Source organism: Acidovorax sp. 93, from assembly GCF_003633835.1.
GTDB classification, from domain to species: domain Bacteria; phylum Pseudomonadota; class Gammaproteobacteria; order Burkholderiales; family Burkholderiaceae_C; genus Acidovorax; species Acidovorax facilis.
In genome coordinates, this window is the sequence record NZ_RBIT01000001.1 from 3,852,378 (window position 1) to 3,870,883 (window position 18,506).

Below are 18,506 nucleotides of genomic sequence, written 5' to 3' on the forward strand. Positions count from 1 at the left end.
CCACCGCCATGACATCCACCGCGAGCGAGACCGCCGCCCACAGCCCGGCGTTTGACACCCTCTCCACGCTGCTCCACACCCGCTACAGCTGCCGCGCCTTTTTGCCCAAGCCGCTGCCGCGCACCACCATCGAAGCCATCCTGGCCACCGCGCAACGCACGGCCTCGTGGTGCAACGCGCAGCCCTGGCAGCTCACCATTGCCAGTGGCGCCACGCTGGAGCGCCTGCGCGTCGCGCTGCAATCGCACATGGCCAACGCAGCCCCTGCGCCCGACCTGCCCTGGCCGCGCGAATACCGGGGCGTGTACCAGGAGCGGCGGCGCGAATGTGGCTGGGGCCTGTACGAAGCCCTGGGCATTGCCAAGGGCGACCGCGAAGCCTCGGCCCGTCAGGCGGCGCAGAACTTCACCATGTTTGGTGCACCGCATGTGGCCATCATCAGCAGCGATGAGGCACTGGGCGTCTATGGTGCGGTGGATTGTGGCGCGTATGTGAGCAACTTCATGCTGGCCGCGCACAGCCTGGGCGTGGGCTCCATTGCACAGGCCGCGCTCGCGTCCTACCCCGGCGTGCTGCGCGAGGTGCTGGGCATTGGAGAGGACCGCAGCATCGTCTGCGGCATCTCGTTTGGCATGGCAGACACCGCCCACCCGGCCAACCATTTCCGCACCACACGCGCCGATCCGGCCAGCAGTGTGGTGTGGCGAGACTGAGAGGGCGTGACCGGGCGGGCGTCAGGCCACAGCGCGCAGCAGGGGGTTGTGCGTGCGCAGCAGCCCAAACAGGTTCTTGGGGTCTGACAGCTGGGGGATGAGTTCGATGGGTTGGCCCATGCCCAGCTCGGTGGCCGCATCGCGCAAGAATCGCAGTGCAGAAAAGTCCTCCAGCGCAAAACCCACGGAGTCGAACACCGTCACCGCCGCATCGCTGGCCCGGCCGGTGTGCTGACCTGCCAGCACTTCCCACAGCTCGGTCACCACAAAGTCGGCAGGCAACTGCTGGATGTCGCCTTCGATGCGTGTCTGCGGGGTGTATTCCACAAACACCTGGGCTTGGCGCAACACGTCGGCATGCAGCTCGGTCTTGCCGGGGCAGTCGCCGCCCACAGCGTTGATGTGCATGCCGGGCGCCAGCATGCCGGGCGTGAGGATGGTGGCATTGGTCTTGTCGGCCGTCACCGTGGTCACGATATCGGCGCCACGCACGGCCTCGGCCGTGCTGGTGCAGACCACGGTGCGCAGGCCCGTGCCTTGCAGGTTGGCCTGCAGCTTGGCGGTGGCGGCCGGGTCCGTGTCAAACAGCCGCAGCGTGGTGACGCCCAGCAGGTGGTGGAAGGCCAGCGCCTGGAACTCGCTTTGGGCGCCGTTACCGATCAGCGCCATTGTGCGGCTGCCAGGCCGCGCCAGGGCGCGGGCGGCCACGGCCGACATGGCGGCGGTGCGCAGGGCGGTGGTGAGGGTGAGTTCGCTCAGCAGCAGCGGCACGCCGGTGGCTACATCGGCCAGCACGCCAAACGCCATCACCGTCGGCAAGCCCCAGCGCGTGTTCTTGGGATGGCCGTTGACGTACTTGAACGCATAGGTCTGATCGTCGGCAATCGGCATGAGTTCGATCACGCCGTCGCGCGAATGGCTGGCCACACGTGCGGATTTGTCGAACGCGCCCCAGCGCAGAAAGTCGGACTGGATGTAGTCGGCAATGCCGCGCAGGCAGGCCTCGACGCCTTTGCGCTGCACCAACTCGATGACATCGGGCGCACTGAGGTAGAGGGTGGAAAAGTGGTTCTTGGAAGGCATGGTGCTTGTCTCCGGGTGGGATACAAGCAGTGTCCCGGAGCAACGCAGCAATGGGAATTGCCCAAACTGCCGCATGTTGTGGAGTGGTTTGCCGGTATGGCAGAACAAATTGCCACTTTGCACAATCGTCGGCCCCGCGCCATGGGAGCATGGGGCGCTATCCTCCCGCATCCGGCACATTCCACGCACGTCCGACAACATTCCGCACCATGACGCAACCCCAAGTCCTCATCAGCGAAGTCGGCCCGCGCGATGGCCTGCAGTCCGTCAAAGCCACCATGCCCACGGCCGACAAGCTGCGCTGGATCGACGCCCTGGTGGCCGCCGGGCTGCGCGAGATTGAAGTGGGCTCGTTCGTGCCTGCCCGCCTGCTGCCCCAGATGGCCGATGTGGCCGAGGTGGTGCGCCACGCGCTGACCCACCCTGGCATCACTGTGATGGCGCTGGCCCCCAACCTGCGCGGCGCCGAGGCGGCCCTCGCGGCAGGTGTGCACAAGGTCACGCTGCCGGTGTCGGCCAGCGCCGCCCATTCGCTGGCCAATGTGCGCAAGACGCGCGAGGCCATGGTCGAGGAAGTGCGCGCCGTGGCCCACCTGCGCGACGCGCAGGCCCCCGGCATGCTGGTAGAGGTGGGGTTGTCCACCGCCTTTGGTTGCACCCTGCAGGGCGAGGTGCCCGAGGACGACGTGATCTGGCTCGCGAGCCTGTGCGCTGAGGCCGGGGCCGACGAGGTGGGCCTGTCGGACACCACCGGCATGGCGAACCCGGCCCAGGTGCGCCGCCTCTTCACGCGCCTGCGCGCCGAGCTGGGCGCAAAGGCCGGGGCGGCTCACATGCACAACACCCGCGGCCTGGGCCTGGCCAATTGCCTGGCGGCCTACGACGTCGGCGTGCGCACGTTTGATGCGTCACTGGGCGGCCTGGGCGGCTGCCCCTATGCGCCGGGCGCGTCGGGCAACGTGGTGACGGAAGACCTGGTGTTCATGTTCGAAGCCATGGGCATTGCCACGGGGGTAGACCTGGAGCGCCTGATGGCCGCACGCGCGCCGCTGCAGGCGGGGCTGCCGGGCGAGCCGGTCTACGGCATGACGCCGGAAGCGGGACTGCCCAAGGGGTGGGTCCAGCGTTAGGCACCTTTGGCCCCAAAGCAAAAGGCGACCGAAGTCGCCTTTTTCTTTGGAGTATCGCCGTATCAGCTCAGCGAGGTGATCAGGTCCACATACTGTTGCTTGGCCTCGTCGGCACCCGTGCCCTTGAGCTTTTCCCAGGCGTCCCACTTGGCACGGCCCACCATGTCGGAGAAGCTGGGCTTCTTCTCGGTGTTGTCGCCGGCGGTGGCTTGCTTGTACAGCGCGTAGATCTTGAGCAGCGTGGCGTTGTCGGGACGCTCGCTCAGGTTCTTGGAATTGGCCACGGCGGCTTCGAAGGTGGCGTTGAGGTCGGCCATGTCGGTGTGCTCCTTGAGATCTTTGGGGGGAGGGAAAGAACGGTGTCGGCAAGGGTTTGCTGCGTTGTATCTTACGGGCTGAGCACAGTCTGGGACCGCTCAATCCATAGAGGCAAGTCCCCAAAAATCAAACAACAGGTGTACATCCGATGGTGACCCGCATTCCAGCCCCCAGCAAAGCCACTCCGGGCAAAGGCTCCAGCCCCCTGCGCACGATGCGCAACCAGGCCCCCGAGGTGGCGCGCAAGGCAGCACAGGCCCTGCCCCCAGCCGCCCGAAAAGCTGCCACCGTGGTACAGAAGAACGTGCGCCGCGCAGCCACTGGCATGCTGGGCCTGTCAGGCGAACGCATGACCAAGGTAGACACCGCCTGGCTGCGCATGGATTCGCACAGCAACCTGATGATGATCAACGGGGTATGGACCCTGTCGCCCGGCATCACCTGGGACGCCCTTTGCGATCGCGTTCAGCAGCGCCTGCTGCAGTACCCGCGCTTTCGCCAGCGTGTGGTGGAAGACGCGGCGGGCGCCACCTGGGTGGAGGACCGCAACTTCGACATCGCCGCGCATGTGCTGCGCGAGAAGCTGCCCCACCAAAAAGGCCACAGCATGCAGCGCGCGCTACAGGACCGTGTGGGCGAACTCGCCATGCAGCCGCTCGATACCCGGCGGCCGCTGTGGCAAATGCACCTGATCGAAGATTTTGTGGGTGACGACGGACAGCCCGGCAGCGCGCTCATCGTGCGCATCCACCACTGCATTGCGGACGGCATTGCGCTGATCTCGGTGACCATGTCCATCGTGGACGGCGGCGCCGAACCGCCCAAGCGCACCCGCAAAGAGCGCGAGCAGGCCGCCACGGCCGAGGACTGGATTGCGGACGCGCTCATCAAGCCCTTTACCGACATGACGGTGAAGGCGCTGGATCTGGCCGGTGACGGCGCAGCCAAGTCGTTCAAGATGCTGAGCGACCCCGAGAAGACCATGCACCATGGGCTGGCTGGCACCATGGACATGGCACGCGTGGCCTACCAGTTGGTGAGCGATGCCGCTGCCCTGGCGCTGATGCCCGACGACTCCCCCACGCGCCTGAAGGGCCAGCCTGGCAGCGCCAAACGTGTGGCTTGGTGCCCGCCCATCCCGCTGGAAGAAGTCAAGGCCATCGGCAAGGCGCTCAACTGCTCCATCAACGACGTGCTGCTGTCGTGCGTGGCGGGCGCCATCGGCGGCTACCTGCGCAGCCAGGGCGACGACCCCACGGGGCAGGAGATCCGCGCCATGATCCCGGTCAACCTGCGCCCCATGGAAGAGGCGTGGAAGCTGGGCAACCGCTTTGGGCTGGTGCCGCTGGTGCTGCCGATTGGCGTGGCCAACCCCGTCGAGCGCGTGTACGAGGTGCGCAAGCGCATGAACGCGCTCAAGGGCAGCACCCAGCCCATCCTGGCCTTTGCCATGCTGGCCGTGGCGGGGCTGATGATCAAGCCCGCGCAGGACGCGCTGCTCAATCTTTTCGGCCGCAAGACCACTGCCGTGATGACCAATGTGCCTGGACCCAAGGAGCAGCTGACACTGTGCGGCTCACGCGTCACCCAGTGCATGTTTTGGGTGCCGCAGTCGGGCGACATCGGCCTCGGTGTCTCCATCCTGAGCTACGGTGGCGGTGTGCAGTTTGGCGTGATCACCGACACCACGCTCTGCCCCGAGCCGCAGCAGATCATCGACGCGTTTGCGCCCGAGTTTGACCAGCTGTCGCTACTCACGCTGATGCTGCCCTGGGGCGAGTGAACCGGGGAGCCTCGGTGGTGCTGAGGGCGCGCTTGGTGGACCTTGCCGGGGTGCTGGCGGCCCTGGTCTGTGCGGGCGTCGCCCATGCCGCCGTCACGGAAGAACATATCCAGCAGCCCTACCCCGTGCGCGCCCTGCCCGGCGAGACCCTGCGGCAAGCGCTGAACGCCGCCACGCCCATCGCCGTCGATGGGCAGCGCTTTCATGGCTACACCCGCTGGAACGTGCGCTGGACCTTTCGCTGGTGGCGCGAGGCATCGGGCCGCTGCGCGATCACCGAGGTGACCACCCGGCTGCGCACCGAAGTGCAATTGCCCGAATTGCGCAGTGGCACGCCCGCCCAGCAGGCGGTTTTCGACCGGTACCTGAGCGCCTTGTCCCGCCACGAACAGGGCCATGTCCAGTTCGGGCGCGATGCGGCGCAGGCCATTGACGAGGGCATTGCCGCACTGCCTGCTGCCCCCGACTGCGCGGCGCTGGAGCGCCGGGCCAACACGCTGGGCCACCGCCTGCTGCGCGAACACGCGGAGCGCGAAAAACAGTACGACCGCGGCACGCGGCACGGCGCATCGCAAGGCGCCAGGCTGGAGTGAAAGGCCGGGTCCATCAACAAGCGTACAGGCGTGTGCGCTCTCCCCGCACCGCGCTGCGAAAGGCCGCCGACAACGCTGCCAGCGCATCGCGCGGGCGACCTTCCTGATTGCGTGTGTGCAGCAACACCGGCAGACGCGGCAGCTCAGGCAGCCCCAGGCGGGCACCCACATCCACCGCCCCCAGCGGCAGCATGCGCGGCGCCAGTGCCGCCACGCCCAGCCCGGCCATCACGGCCGCCGCCACGGCCGCAACGCCTCCACCCACAAACACCTCGGCCCAGGCGATGCCCGCAGTGTCCAGCGCCTGCCCCGCCATCGCCCGCACACCGCAGGGCTCGGCCAGCGTGGCCAGGGGCAAGGGCTCGCCCGCACGGTGCTGCCAGCCGGGGGCGGCGAACCACCCGAAGGGCTCCTCGGCCAGCAGCTCGCCATCGCTGCGGCCCACGTGCATGCGGGCCAGCACGGCATCCAGCTCACGCCGGTCGTAGCTTTGCAGCAGGTCGCCCGACGAGCCGATGCGGATCTCGATGAGCAGCTGTGGGTCTTGCTGGTTCATGCGGGCGATCAGCGCGGGCAGCTCCGGCCCGGCCACATGGTCGCTGATGCCGATGGTCAGGCGCTGGCGGGCCTGAGCGAACGTGGCCAGCGCCCGGTCGTGCGCGACCAGCAGTTCACGCGCATGCTCCAGAAATGCCGCGCCCCGGGCCGACAACTGCACGTGGCGCGGCGTGCGCTCGATGAGGCGGCAGCCCAGCCGGTCCTCCAGCCGCTTGAGCTTCAGGCTCATCGCGGCCTGCGCCGTGCCCATGGCCTCAGCTGCGCGCGTGAAGCTGCCCAGCTCGGCAATGCGCACAAAGGCTTCGACGGCATCCAGATCCAGGGATCGCTCAACCATTTGAATTTGATATTTCTGAAATAGATATCCATAGCATATTCATATGGATAGGATTTCGCCAGCATCTTGTTCAGAAAGGATCTTGCGATGCCCCTCATCCACATTGCCATGCGCGGCGGCAAGCCTGCGGCCTACCGGCAGGCGATCTTTGACACGCTGTACCGCGCCTTGCGCGAGACCTTCAACGTGCCCGAGGACGACCAGTTCATGACCATCACCGAGCACGACGCCGCCAACTTCCGCTACAGCCCCACGTACCTGGGCGTGGCCCGCAGCGACGTCGTGGTGTTCATCCAGATCACCGCCAACAACACGCGCGGCCTGGAGCAGAAAAAGGCGCTGTTTGCGCGCATCGCGCAGCTGCTGGGCGAGAGCCCGGGCCTCCGGCCCGAGGACGTGTTCATCAACATCGTCGAGGTGGACAAGGAGAACTGGTCCTTCGGCCACGGCCTGGCGCAGTACGCATGAGGTGATGCGCAGCTCCGGGCAGACAGGCTATGCGGCCAGGCCCGCCAGCAGGCGCTCCACGCTGCCCAGCACCGCCTTGACAGGCTCGCCCATCTGCACACGCACGATGGCGCCCTCCACCACCAGCGTCACGGCCTGCGCGTCGCGCGCCCGCTGTGCGCCAGGCGGCAGCAGGGTGGCCAGAAGGTCCGTCATCTCATGCTTGTGGCGCTGTGCAATCTCCATCACCTCCGGCACCGTGCTGCCCAGCTCGCCCACGCTGTTGATGAAGGCGCAGCCCCGGAAGTCATCGCGGCCAAACCATTCGGCCAGCGTGGCCACCAGCACATTCAGGCCGGACGCACCACCACGCTTTCCACCCCCATGGCGCTCCAGGGCCGCAGAAAACCATGCGATCCAGCCCGCATGGCGGTATTCAAGATAGGCGCAGATGAGATCGTTCTTGCTGGGGAAATGCCGGTAGAACGTGACCTTGGTGACCCCCGACTCGGCGATCACGCGGTCGATGCCCGTGGCACGGATACCGTCGCGGTAAAACAGCGCGTGCGCAGTCTGCAGCAGGCGGTCGCGGGCAGGCAGGTCTTTCCAGTCAGAAGGCGGCAGGGGAATCATGTGGGCATTGTAGACAAGTCTGTCTACATTTCGCTATGATGCGATGTAGACAGACTTGTCTACCAATTCCTCATGACCCACAACCCCAAGGTGCTGCCCATGGAAACCCGTCCGCCTCTTCCCCCCTTCTCCCTGCAAACCGCCATCCAGAAAGTGCGCCTGGCCGAAGACGGCTGGAACTCGCGCGACCCGGCGCGCGTGGCCTTGGCCTACACCGAGGACACCCGCTGGCGCAACCGGGCTGAGTTTCCCGTGGGCCGCGAGGCCGCCCGGCAGCTGCTGGAGCGCAAGTGGGCGCGCGAGCTGGACTACCGCCTCATCAAAGAGCTCTGGGCGTTCAGCGGCCACCGCATCGCCGTGCGGTTCGCCTACGAATGGCATGACGACGCGGGCCAGTGGTACCGCAGCTATGGCAACGAGAACTGGGAGTTCAACGATGCGGGTCTGATGGCTGTGCGCCACGCGAGCATCAACGACCGGCCCATCCAGGCCGCAGACCGGCTATTCTTCTGGCCCCTGGGGCGCCGGCCGGACGACCATCCGGGGTTGAGCGACTTGGGGCTGTGAAACCGCAAAGGCCCCATGCCGTGGTCAAAGGGCACGCCCGGGCGGGGCGTGCCCTTGCTCCACCCACCGCGCTCAGGTCGCCGAGCAGGTGAAGCTCTCGGCCTTGGCCGGGTCACCCGTGCCGTTGTAGCGCGGGAACTTCGGGTACTCGCACACCGGGCGCTGGGCCACGGGGGTGGTGGTGCCGGGCGCGAACTTCGTGGCCACCAGTTTGTCGGGCGCCGTGCCCTTTTCCACCCATGCGTCCATGGCGGCCAGCAGGTCGATGGAGCGGGGCTCGGTGCCCACGCCGTCCAAGTCGTGCCCGTTGGAAGGCGAGGTGACCATGCGCGCGAAGCTCTGCACCTTGCTGGCGCCCAGGCGCTGCTTCACCGTGTCGAGGTACTCCACCGTGCGGTACATCGACACGCAGGTGTCGCCCGCGCCGTACCAGATCAGCAGCTTGCCGCCGTTGTCGGCAAAGGCAGCAATGTCCGGGTCGGTGCCGTCGATCATCTCGGCCAGGCGGCTGTACTGCGCCTGGTACTGCGTGGGGTCGTGGCTCAGGATGTTGGCGTTAGGGTTGCCCTCCACCAGGCGCGCAGCCGCCGTCACGGCCATGTGGTTGAACGAATCGGGGGCATCGAAGCTGGTGCCGAACATGTACGACTGCCAATCGGACGTGGACGCGCCGCCCCGGCCAAAGCGCGGGTAGCCCACTGCGCCGCGCGACAGGGTCACGGGCGTCTTGTGGTCGCTGTAGATGAGGCGGATGGATTCGATCTGACCGGCCGTGAGGCAGCTATCGCTGTCCGCGCCCTGGCACAGCAGCTCGGTGGGCACGTAGTTGCAGGCCTCGACGTTGCCGATGATGCCGTCCTTCAGACCGTCCAGCCCGTCGCACGCGGCCGTCTCGGCCTTGGCGTAGAGCGCGATCTTGGCGGGGCTCATCCAGTTCTCGCGGCTCTTGAAGATGTGGCGCAGCACCGTGGGGCCCAGGTTGACCTGGTGCGCCTGCTGGGCGATGGCGGGCTCCATGGCCACCACGCCGTCGTAGTCCTTGGGGTACTTCTGCGTGGAGATCAGACCTGAGCGCCCGCCGTTGGAATGGCCCATGTGGTAGCGCCGCACGGGACGCTTGCCGTAGAACTCGGTGGCGATGGCGGTGCCCACCTCCAGCACAAAATGGTTGGCGTCGAACGCATGGTTGCGCAGCGCCACATCGCTCTTGCCCCAGGCAAAACCCTGGATCTGGTGGCCGGAGTCGGAGCTGATCTTCACATACGGATTGGCCGATGGGCCCACCAGCTGCTGGTACCACGGATCGTCGGTGGGGATAAATCCGTCGAAGCCGCCACCGCCGATGGTCAGCGTCTTGCTGTTCCATTGCGCCAGCGTGGGCAGTTCCACCGCCCAGTTGATGGTGGAGTCGGGCGAGGACACGATCTGCCCGCGCACGATGCACACGTCGGGCAACGTGCCCTCGGCCTTGCGCAGCTCGGTGCGCGTGAGCTTGGCGCCATGGGGCAAGGTGGTTGACGTGTAGGCAGCGCAAGCTTCTGCCAGGGGCTTGCTGGCCAGGGGCGCAGGGGCATCGCTGCCACCGCCGCAGGCCGTCAGCGCCAGGGTGGCTGCGGCGCCCAGGCCACTCAGCGCACGCGCGGGCCATCGGCCCGAGGGTGCCGCGAGTGCGATGCGACGGGGTTGCGCCACGGCGGCGCGGGTGGGGTTCGGGAACATGCGGAAAGTCTCCTGTGGTGTGTTTTTCTCAGGAGCCCAGCTTGCGGCGGCAGCGCCACCGCAGTCTCTGGGACTCCGGTGCGGACGATAGAAAAAGAAGCTGCCGCTGCGGCCTCTGCAAATGCAGAGGGAGCGGGAAACTACCGAGCCCGCACAGCGGCGGGCCACCGCCCTACGCGTTGCGCAGCGCCGCCACCAGTTCCAGCTTGTTGCGCACACCCAGCGCTGCGTAGGCAGTGCGCAGGTAAGTTCGCACCGTGGCGGGCGTGAGGCCCAGCGTGGCCGCAATGTCCTTGTGCGACTGCCCCTGGGCGTAGAGCATGGCCACGCTCAGCTCACGCGGGGCCAGCGCCTGCTTGTGCTGGCGCGATGCGATGCTGAGCGCCACCAGCGGGCCGCAGGGCTCCAGCCGCAGGCGGCAGGCCTTGCCCAGCACCAGGTTGCAAGGAGCGCCGGGCAGCGCCTGCACCACGGCCGGGGGCAGGTGGGTGCCCGCCCATTCCGGGTGGGCCGCACGCAGGGCCTGGCTGATGCGCAGACCTGCAAACAGCAGCTCGCCCGTGGGCTGCGCCAGCGCAAAGCTGTCCCAGGGCCGGCGGGGCGAATCGCTTTGCAACCGCTGCAGCCGGTGGTGCCAGTGCTGCAGCAGGTGCAGCACAAACTCGCCAAACAGCACGGTTTCGGCATCGGTGAATTCGCTGCGTGTGGGCGTCCGGTAGACCGAGACAAAAAACAGCAGCCCGCTGTGCGGCAGCTCGGCCGTGAGGGCCATGCAGTGGTACAGGCCGTGCCGCTCTGCGAAGGCCATCACCTGCGGGTCTTCAGGTGGCGCGCCGACCAGGTCGCGCTCGCGGATCACCTCGCCCAGGTGGCGCATGGAATGCTTCGCAAAATCGTCCGCAGCGGACAAGGCGTTCCACTCGTCGGCAAAACCCCGGGCCAGGCCGATGCTGCCGTGCAGCCAGTTGCGCGGCGCGGCCTGCACCTCCTGCGCGCCGCCCCCTGCGCCAGACTCGCCTGCCGACACCTCGCCCCACCATGCCGAATCAAAGGGCACCAGCCCGCGCAGCGTCTGCAGCGCCTGGTGCAGCAGGTCCTGCGGCGGCGCGTGCTGGGCCTGTTCAGCCAGCCGGAGCAGGCTGCGGCTGAGCGCGCGCAGGGGATCTGCTTGCTGCGCTTGCGCTGCCACGTGTGCCACGCTGGGCGGCCTCATGGGCCAGCGTGTTCTGCTGCGTGCGGGATGGGGGGTGTGCGGGGGCGTGGCGCCATGGGGTCTCCTGGTTTTTGGGAACGATGGTAGCCGCCATGCGCCAGCGGCTCCCTCGTAAAAACCAGGCCCCATGGACCTGAAATACTATATTTTTTATAGCTACTTGCGCTTGCTGGATAAGCGCCAGGTGCATTTTTCACCAAGTATTCAAGAAACCAGCCCCTCCACCGCCTGGAACATCGACTGCCGCGCCTGGCTGATGATCTGCCCCTTCCAGGCATCGGTGTCGGTGTAGAAGGCCGCCAGCATTTGTGCCTTGATCTGGGCGGCCTTGTCGGCGGGCGTGTCGGGGTGCAGGTGGAGCCACTGCTCGGCACGGATGGCGTTCATCACGTCGAGCACGGGCACCGTGCCGTACTCCATGGCGATGCCGGTGTACTCGGCATGCGGGCATTCGTCGTAGATCGAGGTCCACATCAGCCCGGTGAGGAAGGCCGAGGTGGACGAGCCGTCGTAGATCGACGTGACCGGCGTGGCGCCGCCGCCGTCCCACCAGGCGCGCGCGCGGGCCACGGCCACATCGTCGTCATTGCCTGCATAGATGCGCTCGCCATGGCCGCTGGGGCCCAGGCCGGTGTGCAGGTCGATCCAGGCAATGTACGACGCACCTGCACCGTGCTGGCGCAGCACATGGCGCAGCGTGCGGTTGCTCCAGGTGGGCTCGGTGCCGCCAAAGAAGACCCCTTGCGGAAACTCGTGCTGGCCTTGCGAGATGGCGGCCTGCCATGCCGCTTCGCCCTTGGTGGCGATGTACTGCTCCACGGCGGCCACGTTGTCGGGGCCAGGTGGCCACTGCTCGGGCAGCAGCAGGGGCTGCACCTCTCGGTAGGCAGTGTTCACGGGCAGGGGCCTTGAAAAGTTCTGGAAGTTGCGGTTCAGGTCCACGTTTTCGTGGGTGAAGCGGCGCACGTGCGAAAAGCCATACGGGTTGAGCGCATGGATATAGAGCGTGGCCACACCGGCGTCGCGCGCCTTCGCACGCCACTCGGCGTCGCGCAGTGCAAACACCTGCACTCCGCTGCCGCAATAGCCTTCGACGCCATGGCAGGCACTGCTCACGATGAGGAGCTTCTTGGCATCGGCCGGGCCGTCGCGCACCACGTCCATGGCCAGGTCTTCACCATCGCGGCCCTTCAGGGGGTGGGCATGTGACTCGATGGGCAGGCCTGCGGTGGCGGCCGCCTCCAGAAACTTTGTGCGCGCCTTTGCGTAACTGGGCGAAAACGCGTCAACGAGACCGATCATGGACAGGGACTTTCAGACGGGGGTGGAAACAAAACACCCCGGCGCGCGATGGGCGCCCAGGGCGGGCATAACTCGGATCTGTGCGTCAGGCGGCGTCAACGGGCTGGGCCAGCCACTCCTCGGCCAGCTTGACCCAGTAGGTGGCGCCCAGCGGGATCAGGTCGTCGTTGAAGTCATAGCTCGGGTTGTGCAGCATGCAAGGCCCGCCGCCGTGGCCCATCTCGCGGTGCGCGCCGTCGCCGTTGGCGATGAAGCAGTACGCACCGGGCTTGGCCTGCAGCATGTAGGCGAAGTCTTCGGCGCCCATGGTGGGCTCCTGGGGCAGCACACGCTCCTCCCCCACGATGCCCGCCATCACCTTGCGGGCAAATTCGGCCTCGACGGGCGAGTTGATGGTGGGCGGGTAGTTGCGCACAAACTCGAACTCGCAGGTGGCGTCGTGTGCGGCGCAGGTGTGCTCGGCAATCTGGCGCATGCGCTTTTCGATCAGGTCCAGCACTTCCACGGTGAAGGTGCGCACCGTGCCCTGCAGTTCGACGCTGTCGGGCACCACATTGGTGGCCTCGCCCGCATGGATCATGGTGACCGAGATCACGCCCGCGTCCACCGGCTTCTTGTTGCGGCTGATGATTGTCTGGAAGGTCTGCACCATGCCGCAGGCGATCGGCACCGGGTCGATGCCTGTGTGCGGCAGGGCCGCATGGCCGCCTTTGCCGCGCAGGGTGATCTTGAATTCGCTGGTCGATGCCATGACCGGGCCGGGGCTGACGGCAAAAGTGCCCACCGGCATGCCGGGCCAGTTGTGCATGCCGTACACGGCCTCCATGGGGAACTGCTCGAACAGGCCGTCTTCGATCATCACGCGGGCGCCGCCGCCGCCTTCTTCGGCGGGCTGGAAGATCAGGTACACAGTGCCGTCAAAGTTGCGGTGCTTGGCAAAGTGCTGGGCCGCCGCCAGCAGCATGGCCACGTGGCCGTCGTGGCCGCAGGCGTGCATCTTGCCCTGGTGTTTGCTGGCGTGGGCGAAGGTGTTGAACTCCTGCATGGGCAGGGCGTCCATGTCGGCGCGCAGGCCAATCGCCCGGCCACTGGCGCCACCGTCGCGCCCCTTGACGATGCCCACCACGCCCGTCTTGCCCAGCCCCCGGTGGATGGGAATGCCCCATTCGGTGAGCTTTTGGGCCACCACGTCGGCGGTGCGCACCTCTTCAAAGCACAGCTCGGGGTGGGCGTGAATGTCCCGGCGCACCGCTGCAATACTGGCCGCCTGGGTGACGATGGAGTCAATAACGTTCATGATATGTGTCCTTACGATCTCACAGTCTAGCCCGCTGGCCGTCCCTTGCGCCACCCCGGGTTTATTTGCACTGCAACATGACACTCTCCCCCCACGCCCTCGAACTTGCGCAAACCCTGGTGCGCATGAACACCGTCAGCCACCACTCCAACCTGGAGCTGATCCATTTCATCCGCGACTATCTGGCCAAGCTGGGCGTGAAAAGCCGATTGACCTTCAACGACGACAAGACCAAGGCCAACTTGTTCGCCACGCTGGGCGAGGGCAAACCCGCTGGCGTGATCCTCTCTGGCCACACCGACACGGTGCCGTGGGACGGGCAGGACTGGACCATGGACCCACTGAGCGCTCTGGTCAAGGACGGCAATCTGTACGGGCGCGGCAGTGCCGACATGAAGGCCTTCATTGGCATTGCGGTCTCGCACGCCGAGCAATTCCTGAACAGCGACGCGCCCTTCGCCATCCACCTGGCCTTCAGTTATGAGGAAGAGATCGGCTGCTTTGGCGTAAAAGAGCTCATCGCCGACCTGCGCGATGCCAACATCAAGCCCCTGGCCTGTATCGTTGGCGAGCCCACCAGCATGGTGCCCGCCATCGCACACAAGGGCGTGTACCGCTACAAGTGCTGCGTGCGCGGCAAGGAGGCGCATTCGTCCCTCACGCCGCATTCGGTCAACGCCATCGAGATGGCCGCCCGCGTGGTGGGCCGGGTGCGCGACATGGCGGAAGACTTTGAAAAGAACGAGCCCCGCTTTGAGGGCTTCGACGTGCCGTTTTCGACCACCAGCGTGGGCCAGTTCCACGGCGGCATTGCCGACAACGTGGTGCCGCGCGACGCCGAGTTCCGTTACGAGTTCCGCGACCTGCCCACGGCCAATGCTGCGCAGATGCAGTCCGAGGTGGTGGCCTATGCCAAGTCGCTGGAGCCTGCGATGAAGAAGGTGGCGCCCGCAGCAGGCTTTGAATTCGAGACCATCTGCGAGATTCCGAGTTTTCTGGGCAGCAAGGACGACCCGGTGACGCGCCTGGCGCAGGAGCTGAGCGGCGAAAAAAGCACCACGCTGGTGGCCTTTGGCACCGAGGCGGGCCTGTTCAAGAACGCGGGCATCTCCACCGTGGTGTGTGGCCCCGGCAGCATCCAGCAGGCCCACCAGCCCGACGAATACGTGAGCCTGGAACAACTGGCGCGCTGCGAGGCCTTCATGCAAGGTCTGGCGCGCACACGCACACTGGACTGATCGCCTTGCAGATAGATGCCGCAGAGCCCTCCGCCGGGGCCTGCGGCGCTGCAGTCAAGTCCTCACGCGGCCGTCGCCCGTCAGCATGGACATCTCGACAAACTTCGATGCCGCATGGCTCGTAGCGCTGTAGGTGACCGGAAAGCCCGAAATCACCTGGCTGCCCAGCGACTCAATGCCGGTGATCAGGCTCTCGCGGGTGGGCCTTCCGCTGCCCTGGGCCTGGCGCAGACCTTCAGTGAAGATGCGGGCGGCCAGAAAACCCTCCATGCTGGAGTAGTTGGCCTGCACCTTGTCGCCGCCCTTCTTGATGGCATCCAGAAACTCGCGGGTAATCTGGCGCGACGGCTGATAGGGCGAAGGTACGACCTGCGACACCACCACACCGGCGCCATCCTTGCCCAGCTCGTCGGCCAGCGCCTGCGTGCCCACGAAAGATACGTTGTAGAACGTGCCGCCAAAGCCCGCCTTGCGCGCTGCGCGCACAAACGCCGCGGCTGAGGCATAGGCAGTGATCTGCACCACGGCATCCGGCTTGGCAGCCACCAGCTTTTCCACGGCCGCTTTCACGTCGGTCGAATTGCGCTCCACCGTGGCAGTGGCCACGGGCGCGAGCTTGAGTTCGGTCAGCGCCTTCGTCACTCCATCGAGCCCGGCCTTGCCGTAGGCGTCGTTCTGGTAGAACACCGCAATCTTCTTGAGGCCCAGGTTGGTGAGCTGGCGCACGATGAGTGCGGTTTCGTCGTAGTACGAGGCGCGGACATGGAAGATCAGCCGGTTGAACGGCTGGCGCAGCGCCTCGGCCCCCGTGAAGGGGCCAAAGAATGGCACTTTTTCCTTGGTGAAGATGGGCATCGCCGCCAGGCTGGTGGGCGTGCCGATGTACCCAAACAGGGCGAACACGTCTTCGGCAATGAGCTTGCGGGTGTTCTCGGCGCAGCGGTCGGGCTCGTAGCCATCGTCCATCGTGCGGATTTCCACCGTGCGCTTGCCCACGCCACCCTGCGCATTGAGCTGGTCGAAAAAGAGCTTGGCACCCAGGTTGAACTGCACGCCCAGCTGCGCGGCGGGGCCCGTGAAGGCAGCAGACTGGCCCAGCACAATCCGGCCTTCACTTTGCGCGTGTGCCAGCTGGAAGCCCCCCAGCGCTGCAGCGCCCAGGCCCACGGAAAACTGTCTACGACCCAATACCGGTTGGTTCATGGTGAAATCTCTGCTCTTGTGAATCGAGGGGGATCCCTCTGCGCTGCCGGTAGGCAGCCTCCTTGGAAGGGTGGCTAGATAGGCACAGCCGTTCCAACCCTGATTGCCAGTTTAACGATCAACCTACCAAATGCCCACGTCTTCTGCTGCAAATCCCCCTCTATCTGTACCGACTCAGGTGCGCGGCGCCTGCCCCCACGACTGCCCGGACACCTGCGCCCTGTTGACGACCGTAGAGAACGGCGTGGCCACCCGCGTACAGGGCAACCCCGCTCACCCGCACACCGACGGCGTGCTGTGCGCCAAGGTGAGCAAGTACACCGAACGCAGCTACCACCCCGAGCGCGTGCTCACGCCGCTCAAGCGCACGGGCGCCAAGGGGGCCGGCCAGTTCGTGCCCGTGACCTGGGACGAGGCGCTGAGCGACATCGCCCAGCGCCTGCAGGCCATCGCCGCACGCGCACCCGAAGCCATCCTGCCCTACAGCTACGCGGGCACCATGGGCATGGTGCAGGGCGAGAGCATGGACCGCCGCTTTTTCCACAAGCTCGGCGCCTCGCAGCTGGACCGCACCATCTGCGCATCGGCCGGGGCCGAGGCCCTGGTGCAGACTCTGGGTGGCAAGGTGGGCATGAAGGTGGAGTTCTTTGCCGAATCGCCGCTCATCCTGATTTGGGGCAGCAACTCCATCGGCAGCAACCTGCACTTCTGGCGCTACGCCCAGCAGGCCAAGCGCAATGGCGCCAAGCTGGTGTGCATTGACCCCCGCAAGAGCGAGACGGCCGACAAATGCCACGAGCACATTGCCCTGCGCCCCGGCACCGACGCCGCGCTGGCCCTGGCGCTGATGCACGAGCTGATCGCGAACGACTGGCTGGACCACGACTACATCGCCCGCCACACGCTGGGCTGGGAACAGCTGCGCGAGCGCGCACTGCAGTGGCCGCCCGAACGCGCGGCCGAGGTGTGCGGCATTCCGGTGGAGCAGATCCGCCAGCTGGCCAAGGACTACGGCACGACGAAGCCCGCCGCCATCCGCCTGAACTACGGCATGCAGCGTGTGCGTGGCGGCGGCAATGCGGTGCGCGCCGTGGCCTGCCTGCCTGCGCTCACGGGCGCCTGGCGCCACCGCGCGGGCGGCGTGCTGCTGTCCAGCTCGGGCCAGTTCCCCGCGCAGCGCGCCGTGCTGCAGCGGCCCGACCTGATGCCCGCCCAGACACCGCGCACCATCAACATGTCCACCATTGGCGACGACCTGCTGCGCGAGGCCTCGCCTGCGTTCGGACCGAAGGTGGAGGCCATCGTGGTCTACAACAGCAATCCCGTGGCCGTGGCGCCCGATTCGGGCAAGGTGGTGCAAGGCTTTGCGCGCGAAGACCTGTTCACGGTGGTGCTGGAGCACTTCCGCACCGACACGGCCGACTACGCCGACTACGTCCTGCCCGCCACCACGCAGCTGGAGCATTGGGACATCCACCTGAGCTACGGCCACACCGACGTGCTGCTCAACCGCCCCGCCATCGCGCCGCAGGGCCAGGCGCGCAGCAACGCACAGATCTTCCGCGACCTGGCGGCGCGCATGGGCTTTGCCGAGCCCTGTTTTGCCGAGAGCGACGAGGCCCTGTGCCGCCAGGCGTTTGGCGACGCAGTGGACTACGCACTGCTCGAAAGCCAAGGCTTTGCCACGCTGGCGCTGCCCGATGCGCCGTTCGCCGAGGGCAACTTCCCATCACCCTCTGGAAAGTGCGAGTTCTACAGCGCCCGCCTGGCCGCCCAGGGCCTGGACGGCCTGCCCGACCACCTGCCCAACTACGAACTGCAGGGCTCGGACGCCCGCTACCCGCTGGCCATGATCTCGCCGCCCGCGCGCAACTTCTTGAACTCCACGTTCGTCAACGTGACAAGCTTGCGTAACATCGAGGGCCGGCCAATCCTGGAAATCCACCCCGACGACGCCGAAGCGCGCGGCATTGCCAACGACGCCGTGGTGCGCGTGTTCAACGACCGGGGCAGCTACCTGTGCCACGCCACCGTGTCGCGCCGCGCACGGCCCGGGGTTGTGAATGGCCTGGGCATCTGGTGGCGCAAGTTGGGGCTGAACGGCACCAACGTGAACGAGGTGACAAGCCAGGCGCTGACCGACCTGGGCCGCGCACCCACGTTTTATGACTGCCTGGTGGAAGTGGAGGCCGCAGGCGCCGCCGATGCCGGCATGGATGCCGGGGCCCGCGTCGGCACCACGGCCTGAGGGCAGCTTGAGATGCTGGGCTTGCTATCTATTCAATAGCTGCTTGCGCAATACCCACTAGCGCTTGCAGCCATTTTGACCCTTAACCTGCGCAGACACCCGTTCTGCGCAGGATCTGCGGCTG

At 66.5% G+C, this 18,506-nt stretch carries 17 protein-coding genes; 8 read left to right on the top strand and 9 right to left on the bottom strand.

The genetic code is table 11. The annotated features are described in order from the left end of the window. Positions 1-8: 8 nt before the first annotated feature. Positions 9-713: a nitroreductase gene (locus C8C93_RS17530; protein ID WP_121507747.1), complete on the top strand. Its 705-nt coding sequence runs from the start codon at positions 9-11 to the stop codon at positions 711-713. Positions 714-734: 21 nt separating this feature from the next. Here the strand turns inward: C8C93_RS17530 and C8C93_RS17535 are convergent, their stop codons facing one another. Further along, complete coding sequence (locus C8C93_RS17535; protein WP_121507748.1) at positions 735-1,796, bottom strand: ornithine cyclodeaminase; 1,062 nt, start codon at positions 1,794-1,796, stop codon at positions 735-737. A gap of 209 nt (positions 1,797-2,005) precedes the next feature. Between C8C93_RS17535 and C8C93_RS17540 the strand changes: the two genes are divergently transcribed. After that, a complete protein-coding gene (locus C8C93_RS17540; protein ID WP_121507749.1) occupies positions 2,006-2,926 on the top strand; it encodes a hydroxymethylglutaryl-CoA lyase in 921 nt (306 codons plus the stop codon). 62 nt (positions 2,927-2,988) lie between these two features. Here C8C93_RS17540 and C8C93_RS17545 read toward each other — a convergent pair whose 3' ends face one another. Next, on the bottom strand, positions 2,989-3,243 hold the full coding sequence (locus C8C93_RS17545; RefSeq protein ID WP_055397012.1) for an acyl-CoA-binding protein: 255 nt from the start codon (positions 3,241-3,243) through the stop codon (positions 2,989-2,991). Between the two features lie 149 nt (positions 3,244-3,392). Here C8C93_RS17545 and C8C93_RS17550 point away from each other — a divergent pair, with 149 nt between their 5' ends. Then, complete coding sequence (locus C8C93_RS17550) at positions 3,393-5,027, top strand: wax ester/triacylglycerol synthase family O-acyltransferase (protein ID WP_121507750.1); 1,635 nt, start codon at positions 3,393-3,395, stop codon at positions 5,025-5,027. 35 nt (positions 5,028-5,062) lie between these two features. Then, positions 5,063-5,620: a DUF922 domain-containing Zn-dependent protease gene (locus tag C8C93_RS17555; RefSeq protein WP_233559601.1), complete on the top strand. Its 558-nt coding sequence runs from the start codon at positions 5,063-5,065 to the stop codon at positions 5,618-5,620. A 13-nt stretch (positions 5,621-5,633) separates the two neighbouring features. Here the strand turns inward: C8C93_RS17555 and C8C93_RS17560 are convergent, their stop codons facing one another. Continuing rightward, positions 5,634-6,515 (bottom strand): LysR family transcriptional regulator, encoded by an 882-nt coding sequence (locus C8C93_RS17560; RefSeq protein ID WP_121507752.1) that lies wholly within the window; start codon positions 6,513-6,515, stop codon positions 5,634-5,636. 87 nt (positions 6,516-6,602) lie between these two features. Between C8C93_RS17560 and C8C93_RS17565 the strand changes: the two genes are divergently transcribed. Continuing rightward, a complete protein-coding gene (locus tag C8C93_RS17565; RefSeq protein WP_121507753.1) occupies positions 6,603-6,983 on the top strand; it encodes a tautomerase family protein in 381 nt (126 codons plus the stop codon). A 27-nt stretch (positions 6,984-7,010) separates the two neighbouring features. Here the strand turns inward: C8C93_RS17565 and C8C93_RS17570 are convergent, their stop codons facing one another. Beyond that, entirely contained in the window at positions 7,011-7,595 is a 585-nt protein-coding gene (locus tag C8C93_RS17570; RefSeq protein ID WP_121507754.1) for a TetR/AcrR family transcriptional regulator, read from the bottom strand. A 99-nt stretch (positions 7,596-7,694) separates the two neighbouring features. On the opposite strand from C8C93_RS17570, the gene C8C93_RS17575 reads away from it, so the two are divergent. After that, positions 7,695-8,162 carry a nuclear transport factor 2 family protein gene (locus tag C8C93_RS17575; protein ID WP_055397008.1) on the top strand — a complete coding sequence of 156 codons (468 nt, stop codon included), beginning with the start codon at positions 7,695-7,697 and terminating at the stop codon, positions 8,160-8,162. 72 nt (positions 8,163-8,234) lie between these two features. Here the strand turns inward: C8C93_RS17575 and C8C93_RS17580 are convergent, their stop codons facing one another. The 4 genes from C8C93_RS17580 to C8C93_RS17595 all read right to left on the bottom strand — a co-directional run bounded on the left by C8C93_RS17580 (position 8,235) and on the right by C8C93_RS17595 (position 13,693). Then, on the bottom strand, positions 8,235-9,881 hold the full coding sequence (locus tag C8C93_RS17580) for a tannase/feruloyl esterase family alpha/beta hydrolase (RefSeq protein ID WP_121507755.1): 1,647 nt from the start codon (positions 9,879-9,881) through the stop codon (positions 8,235-8,237). Positions 9,882-10,053: 172 nt separating this feature from the next. Beyond that, positions 10,054-11,094: a LuxR C-terminal-related transcriptional regulator gene (locus C8C93_RS17585; protein ID WP_121507756.1), complete on the bottom strand. Its 1,041-nt coding sequence runs from the start codon at positions 11,092-11,094 to the stop codon at positions 10,054-10,056. 204 nt (positions 11,095-11,298) lie between these two features. Continuing rightward, positions 11,299-12,396, bottom strand: a complete 1,098-nt coding sequence (locus C8C93_RS17590; RefSeq protein ID WP_121507757.1) for a M14 family metallopeptidase — start codon at positions 12,394-12,396, stop codon at positions 11,299-11,301. 85 nt (positions 12,397-12,481) lie between these two features. Next, positions 12,482-13,693 (bottom strand): M20 aminoacylase family protein, encoded by a 1,212-nt coding sequence (locus C8C93_RS17595; protein WP_121507758.1) that lies wholly within the window; start codon positions 13,691-13,693, stop codon positions 12,482-12,484. A gap of 77 nt (positions 13,694-13,770) precedes the next feature. Here C8C93_RS17595 and argE point away from each other — a divergent pair, with 77 nt between their 5' ends. Then, positions 13,771-14,931, top strand: a complete 1,161-nt coding sequence (gene argE, locus C8C93_RS17600; protein ID WP_121507759.1) for an acetylornithine deacetylase — start codon at positions 13,771-13,773, stop codon at positions 14,929-14,931. A gap of 54 nt (positions 14,932-14,985) precedes the next feature. Here the strand turns inward: argE and C8C93_RS17605 are convergent, their stop codons facing one another. After that, positions 14,986-16,134: an ABC transporter substrate-binding protein gene (locus C8C93_RS17605; protein WP_121507760.1), complete on the bottom strand. Its 1,149-nt coding sequence runs from the start codon at positions 16,132-16,134 to the stop codon at positions 14,986-14,988. A 130-nt stretch (positions 16,135-16,264) separates the two neighbouring features. Here C8C93_RS17605 and C8C93_RS17610 point away from each other — a divergent pair, with 130 nt between their 5' ends. Beyond that, positions 16,265-18,382, top strand: coding sequence for a molybdopterin-dependent oxidoreductase (locus C8C93_RS17610; protein ID WP_121507761.1), 2,118 nt, complete (start codon positions 16,265-16,267; stop codon positions 18,380-18,382). Positions 18,383-18,506 lie beyond the last annotated feature (124 nt).